Raw genomic sequence first — 15,736 nt, 5'->3', positions numbered from 1 at the left:
TTGTATCCTTAAGCGTATAACTGTTCTAGACGTTTATGGGCACGGGCAATCGCAGCTTCAACCTGTTTTGGTGAAGTTCCGCCAATATGATCACGTGCATTTACCGAAGCTTCTAGTGTCAAAGCTTTATCAAATACATCTGCTGTAATTAGGTCAGAGAATTGTTGTAATTGCTCAAGTGTGAGTTCAGATAAATCTTTTTCTTCAGCCACACCTAATGCAACAGCTTTACCCACAATTTCATGCGCATCACGGAACGCAACGCCTTTTTTCACTAAATAGTCAGCAAGGTCTGTAGCAGTCGAGAACCCACGAAGTGCAGCTTCACGCATGATTTCAATATTTGGAACCAATGCAGGAATCATGTCTGCAAATGCCATGAGTGAACCACGAACTGTATCGATTGCATCAAATAAAGGTTCTTTATCTTCTTGGTTGTCTTTGTTGTACGCCAATGGCTGACCTTTCATGAGCGTAAGTAAACTAATTAAATCACCAAACACACGGCCAGATTTACCACGAATCAGTTCTGGAACATCAGGGTTTTTCTTCTGTGGCATGATTGAAGAACCAGTACAGAAACGGTCAGGAATGTTCACAAATTTAAACTGTGCAGAAGTCCAAAGAATAAGTTCTTCAGACATACGTGATAAGTGCATCATGATTAAAGATGCTGCTGCATTAAATTCAATTGCAAAATCACGGTCTGATACAGCATCAAGCGAGTTTTCAGATACAGCTTCAAAACCGAGTAATTCTGCTGTGTAAGCACGGTCAATCGGGTAGGTTGTACCAGCAAGCGCAGCTGAGCCAAGTGGCATACGGTTTACACGTTTACGGCAGTCTTGAAGACGCTCAGTGTCACGAACCAACATTTCAAACCATGCCAACAAGTGATGGCCGAAAGTTACCGGTTGAGCTGTTTGTAAGTGTGTAAAGCCAGGCATAATAGTGTTTACATTTTTGGCAGCCAAGCCCAACAAACCTTTTTGTAAACGCTCTAATAAGCCTAAAATATCATCAATTTCATCGCGAAGATAAAGACGTATATCTGTTGCAACTTGGTCATTACGGCTACGACCAGTGTGTAATTTTTTACCTGTAATGCCGATACGTTGAGTCAAACGTGATTCAATGTTCATGTGAACATCTTCAAGATCGATACGCCATTCAAAGTTTCCAGCTTCAATTTCTGCGCGAATGGTGCTTAAACCTTCAATAATGTCGTCTCGTTCTGCTTCTGTCAGTACGCCAACTTTCGCAAGCATGGTAGCATGCGCAATAGAACCAGCGATGTCTTGCTTATAAAAACGTTGGTCAAACTGAACAGAGGCAGTAAATTCTGCTACAAAAGCGTCTGTCGCTTCAGAAAAACGACCACCCCACATACCTGAGGTTTGGTTTGGGGCTGCTGAATTAGGGGGATTTGAAGATGTGGTCATGGTGGCTCAGTAAAATAAAAAAGAGTATATCACTTGCCGAAGCTCAACAAACAAAGTTGTTTTCTACAGCATATCGAAATCAAAATTCCTCCTATTTTTTTACGAAAATTGATCGTTGGCAACACTTATTAGAATTAATTATTGCAAGTAATGTTTTGGCATTGGTTCTGGCCTTGGCGGAAGCGCAGTCTTGGCACGCATTAAGTGGGTCACGCCTTTTACAATATATGATTTTTATTAACTGGGTGATTTTGTCTTTTTTTGCTTTAGTTGAATATTTTCAAAATTTTTTTAGTCAGCTTCAGCAAAAATATGCTTTGGCCATTGGTTTTGTCTTGCTGCAAGCGATTGTGGTGGCGACCACCATCATAACTAATTTTTTTCAATTCGGAATTTTGAAAAGGATGACTGCTACAGCACAGGACTGGAGTATTTATTTTACTCATGTCCCATTATATTTAAGTTATGGAATATTACTTGGCGCATTTTGTTTGCGCTATTTATATGTTCGGGAACAATGGTTGCATCAACAATATGCAGAATTAAATGCTCGTATTCAGGCTATGCAAGCACGCATTCATCCTCATTTTTTATTTAATAGTTTAAATAATGTGGTGAGTTTAATTACGATAGACCCAGATAAAGCAGAAAGTATGCTGATTAGTCTGTCACGTTTATTTAGAGCGAGTTTTCAAGAATTAAAATTGGTAAGCTTGTATGAAGAAATTGAGCTTAGTAAACAATATTTAATAATTGAACAAATACGTTTAGGTGAGCGTTTACAAGTTGACTGGAAAATGGAAATTGAACCTTTGCAATTAAAGCAGGTCACGATTCCTTTATTGACATTACAACCTTTGTTAGAGAATAGTATTTTTCATGGGGTCGAACCAATGATAGGTAAAGCAACCATTGGGGTATTGGTTGAAATATTGCAAAATCAGGTCAGTATAGTCATTACCAACCCTTATACAGACGATACAATAAAATCACGGAAAGGGCATGGAATCGCTCTTGAAAATGTTAAGCAGCGCTTGAAGGCGTATTATGGGAACTCTGTTAGGTTCCAAGTGTATAAGGGTGAAACTTTATATACCACTATTATGAGCTATCACTACCAATCAAAATAATAAGTCAGTCAGAGTTAACCATAAAAAAATGGACCAAGTTAACGGTGACAAGGAGGATGAATGAAGGTGCTAATTTGTGATGACGAGCCACTTGCAGTGGAACGATTATCACGTTTAGTTTCAAAGATGGGACATGATGTTGTCGCAACAGCTCATCATGGCCAAGATGCCTTGGAACAGGCACGGCTTCATCAACCGGATGTGATTTTACTTGATATCCAAATGCCGGGTATGAATGGTCTCGTCTGTGCGGAGCAATTAAGTCAGCTTAATCCTCGACCTGCTATCGTATTTTGCACAGCCTATGATCAACATGCTCTAGAAGCATTTAAATCACAGGCACAAGCTTATCTTCTTAAACCGATTGACCCTCAAGAACTTGAGCAGGTTTTTAAGCAATTAACTCAACTTACTCAAGCGCAGCTCAGTGCCTTACCTAATCCTACGCTTTTGCAGGATTTAAAAACGCAAAGACATCAAATTGCTGCTAAAACCTATCGCGGTGTTGAGCTGATTCCTGTTGAAAATATCTATTATTTTTTGGCAGATCAGAAATATGTCACGGTACGACATAAAAATGGCAGTGTCTTGATTGATGAAACACTAAAAGAACTTGAAACTGAATTTGCAGATCAGTTTATCCGTATTCATCGAAATGCTTTGGTCTCAATTGCTTATTTAGATGGTTTAGAGCTTGTGAGTTCAGGTCAGTATCAGGTTCGATTACGTGGCTTGGATGAAAGACTTTCCGTTAGCCGCCGTCATTTATCTACCCTTAGAGAGCGAATACACCAACTTTAACGAGTCAGCATCCTATTTTGTCAGTGAGATTTTACTTGCAATTTTAAGGGATCAAGTTAAGTTTAGGGTGTATTGTTTGACCAGCCCATGCTTGAATTTATGAAAACCTTGAAAATTGCTACACGACAAAGCCCACTTGCTCTTTGGCAGGCAGAACATATTCGTGCCCGTTTACAGGAGCTTCACCCAGATTTAACGGTGGAGTTGGTTAAGTTTGTCACGCAGGGCGATAAAATTTTAGATACACCTTTAGCAAAAATTGGTGGTAAAGGGTTGTTCGTTAAAGAGTTGGAAGCAGCACTTTTAGATGGTCGTGCGGACCTTGCTGTGCATTCAATGAAAGATGTTCCAATGGCATTACCAGAAGGTTTAACTTTGGCCGTCATTTGCGAACGTGAAGATCCATTAGATGCTTTCGTTTCAAATCATTTTGAAAATTTTGCTGACTTGCCGCAAGGAGCAAAAGTTGGTACATCAAGCTTACGTCGTAAATCACAAATTTTAAAACAACGCCCAGATCTACAAATTATTGATTTACGTGGAAATGTTGGAACTCGCCTAAGTAAGTTAGATGATGGTCAATACGATGCGATTATTTTGGCGAGCGCTGGTTTAAAACGTTTAGGGTTAGAAGAACGCATTCGTCACTGTATCGAGCCAAGTGTAAGTTTGCCTGCGGTTGGGCAGGGCGCTCTTGGTTTGGAATGTCGTGCAGATGACCAAGAAGTATTGGCTTTAATTCAACCTCTTTTACATACAGAGACTGATGTTTGTGTGCGTGCTGAGCGTGCATTTAATGCCTATCTTGAAGGTGGTTGTCAGGTACCGATTGCGGGCTATGCAACCTTACAAGACGGCAAAATTCATATTGAAGGTCGCGTCGGAAGTCCTGATGGGCAAACATTACTGCGTGCTGAACTCACAGATGAAGCACACAATGCTCAGCAATTAGGCGAAAACCTTGCTCGAAACTTACTTGAACAAGGCGCTGGCGATTTATTGAAGGCTCTTTACTAACGTTATGCTGTTTATTAATACTCGACCTGATTCACGTGCGGCTGAATTAACTCAAGCTTTGCAAAATAAGGGGTTTCAGGTCGAGTCTTTACCTCTTTTAGAGCTGGTTGCTCAACCTTTTTTAGAATCACTCGCTCAACTCTATCAGCAGTTAACTGGCGCACAAGCGATTATAGTTGTGAGCCCCACTGCTGTTGATGTGGGGATGCAATATTTAAAGCAAAGTGGTTTAAAGCTAGAAGACTTAAAACATATTCAGTGGATTGCGGTCGGACAAGCCACGGCAAATCGTCTCCATGAATATGGAATTGACGCGCATGTTCCAGATGTGGAAACGTCTGAAGGCATGCTTAATCTTCCTATTCTTCATAATATGCGACAGACGGGTAGTGTGGCTTTTTGGAGAGGTGAAGGTGGCCGTCAATTTATGATGGAAACTTTGCAGCAGCAAGGCATTCAGATTTTGAATTTTGTCTTATATCATCGACAGTGCCCAGAAGTTTCATATTCAAAGTTCAAACATCTGACACAGAATTCAAATTATAATTTAGAAAAATGGCTTGTCTTAATTACCAGTGAGGCAAGCTGGAAATATTGGTTAGAGCTTTGTTTAAAAAATAATGTACAACCTGATTGTGTATATTTGGTTTTAGGGCCACGTCTTTTTCAACTTGTAAAAAAATATCGCGATCAACAACAGGCCTATTTTCACATTATTCAACTTGAAAATTTATCGCCTTCGGGGATGATTCATCACATTCAGGCATTATAAGGATTCGTATGAGAAAACTTGTTTCTATCATCATTTTGCTGAGCATCGCTTGGTTGGCTAAGCTCAGTTACGATATGTGGCAAATTTCTCGTACTGTTCCTGAGCTTCAGCAGAGCTTACTGCAATCGGAGCAGCAGTATGCCAATTTAAATGATCAATTGGTGGCATTAAAAAGACAAACACAGACTCAGTCGAGTAGTGACGTTCAAGCAGCACCTTTAACAAATCATGAAATCATTCATACTGGTATTACGCCAACGGTAGTCATTAAACAAAAATTAGATTTAATTCAGTTTGCGATAGATCAACAACAGTTTATTTTTGCGGTAGATCATTTAACTCAGCTACAACAATCCTTACCACAATATGAAATTGCCCCGGCATTACAACACAGTTTAAATCAGGCGATTGAACAGGATAAACAGGCAATACAGCAATACGTAATTGCTCAAAATCAGCGTCATCAATTGATTGATGACTTACTGCAAACTATTGATAAGAATATTCAACAAGCATTAGCTCAACCTAAACTTGAAATGGATCAATCCGAGGCAGTGTCTTGGTGGAAAAAATGGTTCCGTATTGAAAAAGTAGAAACGCCGTCTATTAATTTAATGAATCGAAGTGTTGTATTTAAGGAAGTGCAATTAAGACTCTTAATTGCTGAGCAGGCATTAAATCAAGGAAAGATGGCAGAGTATCAAAATGAGCTGCAATCAGTAATGCAAAAACTAAATGAACTGCCAGACGCCACCAGTCAACAATTGAAAAACCGTATTGCTAAAGTGGCTCACTTATCTATCGTGCCTGTGCCTAAATTATCAACTCTTGGTCTATTAGGCTCATAAGGAGGACATATGAAACATCTCCTATGGGTTTATCTGCTCATTAGCTTAGTACTTTTTGCGGCTTTAGCTTTATTGAGTTATGGCTACGGTATGGGTTACGTCTATATCTACTGGCGTCAATTGCAACTGCAAACAAATGTGTGGGGCTTAGTCCTTACCTTTGTTGTGATGAGTTTTATTGCTCAGTTAATATGGCTTTGGATTAAACGTTATTCCTCGCGTGAACAGAGGAAAAGAGAAAATATTTTTCAATTTAAAAACCTTCATCCTTATGAGCAATTAGGTATTGTCTGGCTATTAGAAGCTGCCGAAGACCAACGCGTATTTATCGAACGCGTTTTTAATCAGTCGGGCCTTTTAAAAAATATTATTGATGCCAAGTTTTTGGTTTTAAGTGGAGATTATCAAAAAGCATTAGATGCTTTAGATCAATCCCCACCAATGGCTTTTGAATTAGCTGAGTTGCAGCGTATTGAAATATTTCTAGCTCAAAATGAAGCTGAACGTGCATTAACTCATCTTGAGTTTCTATATCAACATCAATTATCACCTTGGCTTGAAGAGATCGAGACTGCATATCAACAACGATTAACCGCGTTATGGGGGCAGCTTGCTTTACAGCAACCATGGGTATATTTGCGTTCAATGAAGTATGGATTATTGGATGCTGAGCATCGTGATTTATGGTTGCAACAGCTTCTACAACAATTCGATCAAGCTTCGGTAGACGATTTACATGCACTGCAACAGCGCTATCTAGATTTAGAGTCTGAAATTCAAACTAGACCTTATAGTAGTAAATTGCTATGGCTAAAACTTTTGGCACGTATGCCAGAAATGAGTATTCAGCATGAAGCATTAACCTTGCATTTACTCAAAGAGCAATTTGATCCAGACGTATTTTACTTATGGTTTCAGCAACAATTGCTTAAGCAGGTTCCTGACTATGCAGATGTTGAGGAAAAGATTAATCAATTCGAATCTCAATATATGAATTTGCCGGTTTTAACATTTGCAAAATGGCATGTTTACATGGCAACGGAGCGTCAAGCTGAAGCAGAAATATTATTAAGTTTATACCCAGATAATATTTTAATGAGCTATTTACGTATTAAATCAACCTTAAAAGAAGATGATGAGTTAATCAAACAGTTAAACCTAATCTTTGAAAATGATGCGAATTTTTTAAAATTTAAAATATGAGGTAAAAATGAAAGAACTGTCTGTCTACCCTGTAATATACGACCAGAAAGTAGCATGGGGAGATATGGATGCTTTTGGTCATGTCAATAATGTACAATATTATAGATATATTGAAAGCTCACGTATTTTATATATGGAAAATGTAAATATATTGACCCCAAATATATATACTGTTGTTGCTTCAAGTCAGTGCAAATATTTAAAACCTGTGTTTTATCCAGATGTATTGAAAGTAGGGGTTCGTGTAGAAGAGATGCGCAATAGCGCATTCCGTATGGCTTATATATTATGGAGTGAAACGCAGCAGCAAATCGTTGCTACAGCTGAAGCAGTAATGGTTTGTGTAGATAAATCTACAGGTTTAAAATGTGAAATACCAAATGAAGTAAAAAGTAAAATTATTGAATTAGAAAAATCAGTAGGACATGACTTAATACATTTAGCTTAAATAAATATTAAGAAAATATATTTCAATTATAATTATTAATGTAATTAAAAAGTAAATTTATAGCATTATTCTGACGAACTCGTCTTTCAAACTATTGCTTATTGAATAGATTATAAATACTATTGGTTATGATTTAATGTTTTTAAATTTTGTCTGTATTATTTGAATTGTCTGTAAGACTGGAGTATTTATTAATGAAACCGGATATTAGTGAATTATCTGTTGAAGAGTTAAAACGCTTACAAGAAGAAGCAGAAGCTTTAATTGCAAGCAAAAAAGATCAAGCAATTGAAGATGCATATAATCAAATTATCGAGATTGCTGAAAATGTAGGTTTTAGTGTTGAACAACTTCTTGAGTTTGGTGCTCAAAAACGTAAGAAAACAACACGTAAATCTGTAGAACCACGCTACCGTAACAAAAACAACTCTGAAGAGACTTGGACTGGTCGCGGTAAACAACCACGCTGGTTAGTTGCTGAAATCGAAAAAGGTGCAAAACTTGAAGATTTCTTAATCTAATTGTATTGCTTCTTAAAAAGCCAAGCGATTTAGCTTGGCTTTTTTATTTTAAAAAGAATTAAAAATTTTATTTAAAAAATAAAGTATTCAATAAAGTGTTTAAATTCCTGAATAAATACATTGTTGAGACTAAATTTGCATTTAGTGAGATCAATCGTCAATTTTCATGATTTTGTCATACGTACAACTTATAGTCTTTAAGAAGACGCCAAGCCTGATTGCTTGGTTTTTTTATATGAAGTGAATTGGCGATGTTGAAAAAGTATGCATAATGTCAGACTAGAGAGGAACTCTCATATAAGGACGATAATTTGCATGTTGGTAAGGCTGAATGAAGAAAAAGTCTAAGCAATGGAAGTGGTGGTTTTTTGCCCTCATTGCATTTTTAATTTTTATTATTTTACAGATTCCGGCGACTTGGCTTATCTCTAAATTTTCAAAAAATAATCAAACTGTCCATAATGTAAGTGGCAACATCTGGCAGGGGCAAGCAGACTGGCATCGTGGTGCTTTACGGGGAACCATTCACTGGAAAACGAGACCTCTAGATTTACTTTTATTACGCTTTGCTGCAGATGTTGATATTCATAGCGGTAATACACAATTAGCGGGAATCATGGCATATGGTTTTGGCAAAAAAGTAATTGTACGAAATATGAATGGTCAAGTTGCTCCAGAAACACTGAAGCAGATTGTGAACTGGCAATGGCCTGTAAATAGTATTCAACTTAAAGATATCCAGTTTAATTATAAAAAAGAGCAAGGCTTTGCAGCGGTTGATGGACAGTTGCATTGGGGTGGTGGAGCGCTAGTTTATAATATTGGTGATCGTCAAGATCGTATGAACATGCCTTCTTTAAGTGGGCAGTTGGCTGACCACAATGGACAGCTACAAGTTGACATCCGTGATCAGCGAAATCAAAAAATGGCGAATCTTTTACTTGATGCCAATATGATGCTTGATGTTCAACTCACGCAGCGTTTATTGCTTAACGTTCCATCTTATGATGGAAAAGCTGGTTTAGACACTTTTGTCATTAGTTCTCGCCAACCATTACTACAAGGTGGTAACTAATGAAAGCATGGCTTGATAAATTACAGCAATTACAATGGCAAAAATTAGATCGACTCAGTGTAGTCGTCTTAGCCATTTTAATTTTATGGTTGTGTTGGAAATTGGCTTCATTTTTTTGGTTGGTGATTGCTCCTCCACAAATGATGCAGTTTGATCGGGTAGAGCTCGGTTCTCAGCAGCCACAAATACCAAACATTAGTACTTTTTCACTTTTTAATGAACCTTCTGCCAATGCGGCTCAGGAAAGTGTGAATCTAGAATTACAAGGCGTAATGGTGGGTTATCCAAACCGCTTCTCTTCGGCTGTTATTAAAGTTGATAATATTGCTGAGCGTTATCGGGTTGGTGAAACCATTGGTTCTACTTCTTACCAACTGGCAGAAGTTTATTGGGATCATGTGGTGTTACGTCAAGGAAATGGCAGTACCCGCGAACTTGAGTTTAAAGGTTTGCCAAATGGTTTATATCAACCGATGACGCCAGATGCTTCACAACAACAACCTACTACACCTTCTCAACCTGCGGCACCTGTAAATACGACTCAACAAGCCCTAGGGCAAGCGATTCAGCAGATGCAAGGTAACCGAGAGCAGTACCTCAAAGATATGGGGGTCAGTGGAAACTCAAGTGAAGGTTATGAAGTTACAGAACGTACACCGACTGCGCTTAGAAATAAGTTAGGTTTAAGGCCTGGCGATCGAATTGTCTCTTTAAATGGTCAAACGGTTGGGCAAGGGCAAACGGATGTGCAATTACTTGAACAAGCTCGTCGAGCAGGACAAGTAAAAATAGAAATAAAACGTGGTGATCAAGTGATGACCATACAACAAAATTTTTAGTGATAACACGTCACCATAAGAGTTAGGAAATATCGCGAGTTATGGCTTTATTGAATCATCAACGTCCACTTTGGGCATTACTTGCAGCAGCCCCATTGATTGCGACAGTGAGTAGCAGCGCCTATGCCCAAACATGGAAGATCAATTTACGTGATGCTGACTTAACTGCTTTTATTAATGAAGTTGCAGACATTACAGGAAAGAACTTCGCTGTAGATCCAAGAGTACGTGGTAATGTCACGGTCATTTCTAATAAGCCATTAAATAAAGATGAAGTTTATGACCTATTTCTTGGGGTTTTAAATGTAAATGGGGTTGTTGCAATTCCTTCTGGTAATACGATTAAGCTTGTGCCCGATAGCAACGTTAAAAACTCAGGAATTCCTTATGATGCTAGAAATAGGGTTCGTGGAGATCAAATCGTTACACGAGTGATTTGGCTTGAAAATACTAATCCAAATGACTTAATTCCAGCACTTCGCCCTTTAATGCCTCAGTTTGCGCATATGGCTGCGATTGCAGGAACCAATGCACTGATTGTTTCGGACCGCGCAGCAAATATCTATCAGCTTGAAAATATTATCCGTAACTTAGACGGAACTGGGCAAAACGATATTGAAGCGATCAATCTTCAATCGAGCCAAGCAGAAGAAATCATCACACAACTTGAAGCAATGAGTGCAACAGGTGCATCTAAAGATTTTAGCGGTGCTCGTATTCGTATTATTGCAGACAACAGAACAAACCGTATTTTAGTAAAAGGTGATCCAGAAACACGTAAGCGCATTCGCCACATGATTGAAATGCTGGATGTGCCTTCTGCTGATCGTTTGGGTGGCTTAAAAGTTTTTAGATTAAAATATGCGAGTGCTAAAAATTTATCAGAAATTTTACAAGGACTAGTCACTGGTCAAGCAGTATCTTCTTCTGGCAACAATAAGAACTCATCTAATTCATCAAATTCGATTAATGGTTTGATTGGGAATAACCAGAACTCTAGTTCAAACACGTCGGGTTCAAATGGTAGTTCAATATCTACCCCATCAATCAACCTAAATGGTAATTCAAACAATAGTAATCAGAACAATATCTCTAGCTTTAGTCAAAATGGTGTAAGTATCATTGCAGATAATGCTCAGAACTCATTGGTGGTTAAAGCTGATCCCCAATTAATGCGTGAAATTGAATCTGCAATTCAACAACTAGACGTCCGTCGTCAACAAGTGCTTATCGAGGCCGCAATTATTGAAGTCTCTGGAGATGATGCAGATCAACTTGGAATTCAATGGGCGCTCGGCGATTTATCTAGTGGAATTGGTTTACTTAGCTTTAGTAATGTAGGGGCGAGTTTATCTTCTATTGCTGCTGGTTATTTATCGGGTGGTACGGCTGGAGCTGCATCTGCTATCGCTAATGGAGCTAATAAAGGTAATGGTGCAACTTTAGGATTGGGTAATTTTGATAACTCTCGTAAGGCGTATGGTGCATTAATTCAAGCTCTCAAAACCAATACAAAATCAAACTTACTTTCAACGCCATCCATTGTAACGATGGATAATGAAGAAGCTTATATTGTTGTAGGTCAAAACGTTCCATTTGTCACAGGATCAGTCACTACCAATAGTACGGGTATTAATCCATACACTACTGTGGAACGCAAAGACGTCGGTGTAACATTAAAAGTTATTCCACATATTGGTGAAGGCGGTACAGTGCGTCTGGAAGTAGAGCAAGAGGTCTCTGCTGTTCAGGATAGTCGTGGGCAAGCTGCTGACTTGGTGACAAGTAAACGTGCTATTAAAACAGCTGTTTTGGCCGAACATGGGCAGACTGTAGTGCTGGGTGGTTTGGTATCAGATGACACATCACTTTCAAGGCAAGGTATACCAGGATTGAGTAGTATCCCTTATGTTGGGCGATTATTCCGATCGGATAATAGAAGTAATGTAAAACGTAATCTACTTGTCTTTATTCATCCAACAATTGTAGGCGATGCGAATGATGTTCGCCGTTTATCTCAGCAGCGCTATAATCAGCTTTATAGCTTGCAATTGGCTATGGATAAAAATGGTAATTTTGCAAAATTACCTGAGCAGGTTGATGATGTTTACAATCAAAAAATGACACCTCCAAGTATTGGAACTCAATCCAAAAATTATCAACAGGTTCCATCAGGTGGAAAAAGCACGACCATAACCACACCTGTGGCGGTAGAGCCTGCTGTTCAGAAACAGACCTTGCAGTTACCTGATCCAGAAGTGAATCGAACTAAAAATACAGTAACAACAACGACACTGCGTCCAAGCACGGCACCGTAGTAGCATGTTATGATTGATAAAAAATGAATAGGACATAGGCATGACTTGGAAACTACAAGCAATTACTGGTGAATTTACTGGTCAAGAAATTAGTATTGATCGTGATATGTTGGTGGGACGTCATCAAGATGCTGATTTGCTATTACAGGCCGCTGAAATTTCGCGTCGCCATGCGGCATTGCTTTTAAAGGACCAATTGTTATGGGTGCAAGACCTTAATTCATCAAATGGTACATTTATAAACGATATTCGTATTGAGCAAGAAAAGCAGCTGCATGATGGCGATATTGTTCAATTTGCAAGTTTTAAATTTTCAGTACTAGCGCCTGCTCAAGAAAATAATGATTTACCTGAAATTGAAGCAGAGCCAGTACAAGCTGCACCGGCACAAGATTTAAGTGATCAAGGCATGCCAAGCCTTGCAGAGCGTGCTGCAGAGGTGGAAGTTCGCCACGATGGTATGCCGCAGAATATTTCTATTCCAAAACCAGCACCGATTCCTGAAGGAGTGAATATTCATGCTCAGCCTGAGCAAACTCCGGTTGCTATTGAAGAACCTGTTTCTCGTGTAGCTGAAGAAAAAGAGCAGCAAAAGAATGCATCTATTGGTTTAATTACTATTATTATTTTAGTGATTTTGGCTGTATTGGCATGGTTATTCTTTAAATAATTCGTTGGTGCTTTTACAATCAAGGCATGCTAAACGCATGCCTTTTTAATTTTGAGTAGAAGAAAATGTCTGTTGCACAACTAAGTAAGCGCGATTTAATTTTATTTGATCTGGATGGAACCTTGGTTGATTCTGCTGCTGATTTATATCGGTCTATGAACTTAAGTCTGCAATCACTCAGTTGGCCATTAGTAACAGAAGCACAAATACGGGAATGGGTAGGCAAAGGGGCTTCAAAACTTTGTGAAAGTGTTCTGCTTCATATATTTGGAAAATTGGATGCTGAACAACATCAGGTTTTATTGCAAAAGTTTGTAGACATATATGGTGCAGAGCTGTGTGTAAATACTCAAATTTACCCAGGCGTACCTGAATTTTTAAAACATTGCCAAACTTTGAATATAAAAATGGCATGTGTTACCAATAAGCCTGTCAAGCTTGCTCAGGGACTGTTGGATGCCTTAGAGCTTTCTCCTTATTTTCAAGTTGTACTTGGAGGAGATAGCTTACCTGAAAGAAAACCGCACCCACTACCACTATTACATTGCATGGAAAGCCTAAAAACATCTGCTTCACAGTCCTTAATGATTGGTGACTCAAGTAATGATATTGAAGCTGCCCGCCGTGCCGGAATTGATTGTATTGTGGTTAGCTATGGCTATAATCATGGAGAAAATATCTATGATTGCCAACCTCAGCAAGTTGTTGATAGTCTTGCTGAGTTAATTGTCTAATGAAGAAAATGGAGATAAGAATGAATAAGCGTATGGTTTTTCGATGGCGTGTCTAACTCGAATCTAGAAAAACACACTTTTAAATCGAAACCATATTAGAGAAGATTCATGACAACATTAGCGCAATTTGAGCAACTTAAAACTGCTGGTTACAATACTATTCCAGTCTATCGTCAACGATTAGCAGATACTGAAACTCCATTATCGGTTTTTGCCCGCTTTAAAGATCAAACACAAGCTTACTTGTTTGAATCAGTTGAAGGTGGAGAGAACTGGGCTCGCTATTCTATGATTGGATTGGGTGAATCAACAGTTTTTTCCTGCAATGCTGGTGTTTTATCTATACAGCATGCTGATGGATCAATCACACAACAAGATTGTCTAGATCCATTTCAATACATTCGTGAATTCCAAAAACAATTTAAAGTACCCCCAGCCGATCTATTACCAGATTTACCAAGCTTTACAGGCGGATTAGTAGGTTATTTGGGCTACGACGCAGTCCGTTATATCGAGCCACGTTTAAAGAATGTTCCTACAGCTGATCCAATTACGCTTCCAGATTTATGGTTGATGCTTTCAAAGACGGTTATTATTTTTGACAATCTTAAAGATACGTTATTTTTAATTGTTCATGCGGATGCAGAGCAGAGTAACGCCTATAATGATGCTCAACAAAAATTAGATCAATTAGAACAACTGTTGGCAACACCAGTTAGTTTGCAAGCGAAGCCGCATACACCTCCACATTTTGAATCGATCACTGGTAAAGCAAAATTTTTAGAGACAGTAGAAAAAGTTAAAGAATACATTCGTGCTGGCGATGTGATGCAGGTTGTTCCAGGGCAACGCATGGTTTCCGAATTTGATGGAGAAGCTTTACAGGTTTACCGTGCATTACGTCATCTAAATCCTTCACCTTATCTATTTTTAGTTCAAGGCCAAACGATTACTGATAAAAAACCATTTCATATAGTAGGTTCTTCGCCAGAAATTTTATCTCGTTTAGAAAATGGTATTGCTACTGTTCGGCCGTTAGCGGGAACCAGACCACGCGGTAAAACTAAAGAAGAAGATATTGCACTAGAAAAAGATTTGCTTTCTGACGAAAAAGAGATTGCTGAACATTTGATGCTGATTGACCTTGGTCGAAATGATGTAGGGCGTGTATCAAAAATTGGTAAGGTCCAAGTAACGGATCAAATGGTAATTGAGCGCTATTCACATGTCATGCATATTGTTTCAAATGTGCAAGGTGAAGTGCGTGATGATATCGATGCACTTGATGTATTTAAGGCAACCTTCCCGGCAGGAACCTTATCCGGTGCCCCAAAAATACGCGCAATGGAAATTATTGATGAAGTAGAGCCCGTAAAACGAGGTGTCTTTGGTGGAGCAGTGGGATATTTAGGTTGGCATGGTGAAATGGATATGTCGATTGCAATCCGTACTTGTGTTATCCGTGATAAAAAAGTGTATGTGCAAGCTGGAGCAGGGCTTGTTGCTGACTCAAATCCAGAATCTGAGTGGAATGAAACCCAAATAAAAGCTCGCGCAGTGATCAAAGCGGTTGAATTATCATCAAACGGATTGATTTTATGAGTTTTTAGCGGTTTTTTTTAAAAAACCGCTTGCATCGTTTGGAAGTTTTGCTAAACTGCACACCGTTCCGATACGAAACGTACGAAACACTAAGAAACGCCGGCATAGCTCAGTTGGTAGAGCAACTGACTTGTAATCAGTAGGTCCACAGTTCGAATCCGTGTGCCGGCACCATTTTAAAGTGTTAAGTTGAATGAGTAAAGAACAGCACTGTAGATAAGTGCGATATTGGTGAGATTCCCGAGCGGCCAAAGGGGGCAGACTGTAACTCTGTTGCGAAAGCTTCGAAGGTTCGAATCCTTCTCTCACCACCATC

Annotated in this window: 15 protein-coding genes and 2 tRNA genes; 16 read left to right on the top strand and 1 reads right to left on the bottom strand. The window is 38.9% G+C overall.

All coding sequences use genetic code 11. The features are described from left to right. Positions 1 to 8 precede the first annotated feature (8 nt). On the bottom strand, positions 9 to 1,442 hold the full coding sequence (argH, locus tag F984_RS17010) for an argininosuccinate lyase (protein WP_006581161.1): 1,434 nt from the start codon (positions 1,440 to 1,442) through the stop codon (positions 9 to 11). Between argH and F984_RS17005 the strand changes: the two genes are divergently transcribed. The 16 genes from F984_RS17005 (at position 1,433) to F984_RS16930 (ending at position 15,734) form a co-directional block, all read left to right on the top strand. Beyond that, entirely contained in the window at positions 1,433 to 2,572 is a 1,140-nt protein-coding gene (locus tag F984_RS17005; RefSeq protein ID WP_004710912.1) for a sensor histidine kinase, read from the top strand. The two genes, argH and F984_RS17005, sit on opposite strands and share 10 nt — an antisense overlap. 60 nt (positions 2,573 to 2,632) lie before the next feature. Next, positions 2,633 to 3,373 carry a LytR/AlgR family response regulator transcription factor gene (locus F984_RS17000; protein WP_004710910.1) on the top strand — a complete coding sequence of 247 codons (741 nt, stop codon included), beginning with the start codon at positions 2,633 to 2,635 and terminating at the stop codon, positions 3,371 to 3,373. 99 nt (positions 3,374 to 3,472) lie between these two features. Then, positions 3,473 to 4,390, top strand: coding sequence for a hydroxymethylbilane synthase (hemC, locus tag F984_RS16995; RefSeq protein ID WP_199983357.1), 918 nt, complete (start codon positions 3,473 to 3,475; stop codon positions 4,388 to 4,390). 4 nt (positions 4,391 to 4,394) lie between these two features. Further along, the gene (locus tag F984_RS16990; protein WP_004710904.1) at positions 4,395 to 5,162 is read left to right on the top strand and encodes a uroporphyrinogen-III synthase; all 768 of its coding nucleotides are present in this window, start codon (positions 4,395 to 4,397) and stop codon (positions 5,160 to 5,162) included. A gap of 8 nt (positions 5,163 to 5,170) precedes the next feature. Next, positions 5,171 to 6,010 (top strand): hypothetical protein, encoded by an 840-nt coding sequence (locus F984_RS16985; RefSeq protein ID WP_004710903.1) that lies wholly within the window; start codon positions 5,171 to 5,173, stop codon positions 6,008 to 6,010. Between the two features lie 9 nt (positions 6,011 to 6,019). Next, entirely contained in the window at positions 6,020 to 7,213 is a 1,194-nt protein-coding gene (locus F984_RS16980) for a hypothetical protein (RefSeq protein ID WP_004710901.1), read from the top strand. A gap of 7 nt (positions 7,214 to 7,220) precedes the next feature. Then, positions 7,221 to 7,661, top strand: coding sequence for an acyl-CoA thioesterase (locus tag F984_RS16975; protein WP_004710900.1), 441 nt, complete (start codon positions 7,221 to 7,223; stop codon positions 7,659 to 7,661). 194 nt (positions 7,662 to 7,855) lie between these two features. After that, on the top strand, positions 7,856 to 8,182 hold the full coding sequence (locus F984_RS16970; protein ID WP_002053185.1) for an H-NS histone family protein: 327 nt from the start codon (positions 7,856 to 7,858) through the stop codon (positions 8,180 to 8,182). A gap of 331 nt (positions 8,183 to 8,513) precedes the next feature. Next, positions 8,514 to 9,257: a type II secretion system protein N gene (gene gspN, locus F984_RS16965; protein ID WP_004710896.1), complete on the top strand. Its 744-nt coding sequence runs from the start codon at positions 8,514 to 8,516 to the stop codon at positions 9,255 to 9,257. Further along, the gene (locus F984_RS16960; RefSeq protein ID WP_004710893.1) at positions 9,257 to 10,096 is read left to right on the top strand and encodes a type II secretion system protein N; all 840 of its coding nucleotides are present in this window, start codon (positions 9,257 to 9,259) and stop codon (positions 10,094 to 10,096) included. Before gspN ends, F984_RS16960 begins: the two co-directional genes overlap by 1 nt. 41 nt (positions 10,097 to 10,137) lie before the next feature. Further along, positions 10,138 to 12,414, top strand: a complete 2,277-nt coding sequence (gene gspD / locus F984_RS16955; RefSeq protein ID WP_004710891.1) for a type II secretion system secretin GspD — start codon at positions 10,138 to 10,140, stop codon at positions 12,412 to 12,414. Positions 12,415 to 12,454: 40 nt separating this feature from the next. Next, positions 12,455 to 13,084 (top strand): FHA domain-containing protein, encoded by a 630-nt coding sequence (locus F984_RS16950; RefSeq protein ID WP_004710890.1) that lies wholly within the window; start codon positions 12,455 to 12,457, stop codon positions 13,082 to 13,084. A gap of 65 nt (positions 13,085 to 13,149) precedes the next feature. After that, positions 13,150 to 13,818 (top strand): phosphoglycolate phosphatase, encoded by a 669-nt coding sequence (locus tag F984_RS16945; RefSeq protein WP_002053177.1) that lies wholly within the window; start codon positions 13,150 to 13,152, stop codon positions 13,816 to 13,818. Between the two features lie 108 nt (positions 13,819 to 13,926). Beyond that, positions 13,927 to 15,420: an anthranilate synthase component I gene (gene trpE / locus F984_RS16940; RefSeq protein WP_004710886.1), complete on the top strand. Its 1,494-nt coding sequence runs from the start codon at positions 13,927 to 13,929 to the stop codon at positions 15,418 to 15,420. Positions 15,421 to 15,518: 98 nt separating this feature from the next. Continuing rightward, positions 15,519 to 15,594: transfer RNA gene (locus tag F984_RS16935), tRNA-Thr, on the top strand. A gap of 56 nt (positions 15,595 to 15,650) precedes the next feature. Then, a tRNA-Tyr gene (locus F984_RS16930) sits at positions 15,651 to 15,734 on the top strand. The last annotated feature ends 2 nt before the right edge of the window (positions 15,735 to 15,736 follow it).

The organism is Acinetobacter nosocomialis NIPH 2119 (genome assembly GCF_000368085.1).
Lineage (GTDB): Bacteria > Pseudomonadota > Gammaproteobacteria > Pseudomonadales > Moraxellaceae > Acinetobacter > Acinetobacter nosocomialis.
This window is presented reverse-complemented; position numbering and strand designations above follow the sequence as displayed.

Excerpts from the sequence above, each read along its gene's own strand:
- F984_RS17005 (WP_004710912.1), top strand. The coding sequence starts at position 1,433 with ATGTGGTCATGGTGGCTCAGTAAAATAAAAAAGAGTATATCACTTGCC.
- argH (WP_006581161.1), bottom strand. The coding sequence starts at position 1,442 with ATGACCACATCTTCAAATCCCCCTAATTCAGCAGCCCCAAACCAAACC.
- F984_RS17000 (WP_004710910.1), top strand. The coding sequence starts at position 2,633 with ATGAAGGTGCTAATTTGTGATGACGAGCCACTTGCAGTGGAACGATTA.
- hemC (WP_199983357.1), top strand. The coding sequence starts at position 3,473 with ATGAAAACCTTGAAAATTGCTACACGACAAAGCCCACTTGCTCTTTGG.
- F984_RS16990 (WP_004710904.1), top strand. The coding sequence starts at position 4,395 with ATGCTGTTTATTAATACTCGACCTGATTCACGTGCGGCTGAATTAACT.
- F984_RS16985 (WP_004710903.1), top strand. The coding sequence starts at position 5,171 with ATGAGAAAACTTGTTTCTATCATCATTTTGCTGAGCATCGCTTGGTTG.
- F984_RS16980 (WP_004710901.1), top strand. The coding sequence starts at position 6,020 with ATGAAACATCTCCTATGGGTTTATCTGCTCATTAGCTTAGTACTTTTT.
- F984_RS16975 (WP_004710900.1), top strand. The coding sequence starts at position 7,221 with ATGAAAGAACTGTCTGTCTACCCTGTAATATACGACCAGAAAGTAGCA.
- F984_RS16970 (WP_002053185.1), top strand. The coding sequence starts at position 7,856 with ATGAAACCGGATATTAGTGAATTATCTGTTGAAGAGTTAAAACGCTTA.
- gspN (WP_004710896.1), top strand. The coding sequence starts at position 8,514 with ATGAAGAAAAAGTCTAAGCAATGGAAGTGGTGGTTTTTTGCCCTCATT.
- F984_RS16960 (WP_004710893.1), top strand. The coding sequence starts at position 9,257 with ATGAAAGCATGGCTTGATAAATTACAGCAATTACAATGGCAAAAATTA.
- gspD (WP_004710891.1), top strand. The coding sequence starts at position 10,138 with ATGGCTTTATTGAATCATCAACGTCCACTTTGGGCATTACTTGCAGCA.
- F984_RS16950 (WP_004710890.1), top strand. The coding sequence starts at position 12,455 with ATGACTTGGAAACTACAAGCAATTACTGGTGAATTTACTGGTCAAGAA.
- F984_RS16945 (WP_002053177.1), top strand. The coding sequence starts at position 13,150 with ATGTCTGTTGCACAACTAAGTAAGCGCGATTTAATTTTATTTGATCTG.
- trpE (WP_004710886.1), top strand. The coding sequence starts at position 13,927 with ATGACAACATTAGCGCAATTTGAGCAACTTAAAACTGCTGGTTACAAT.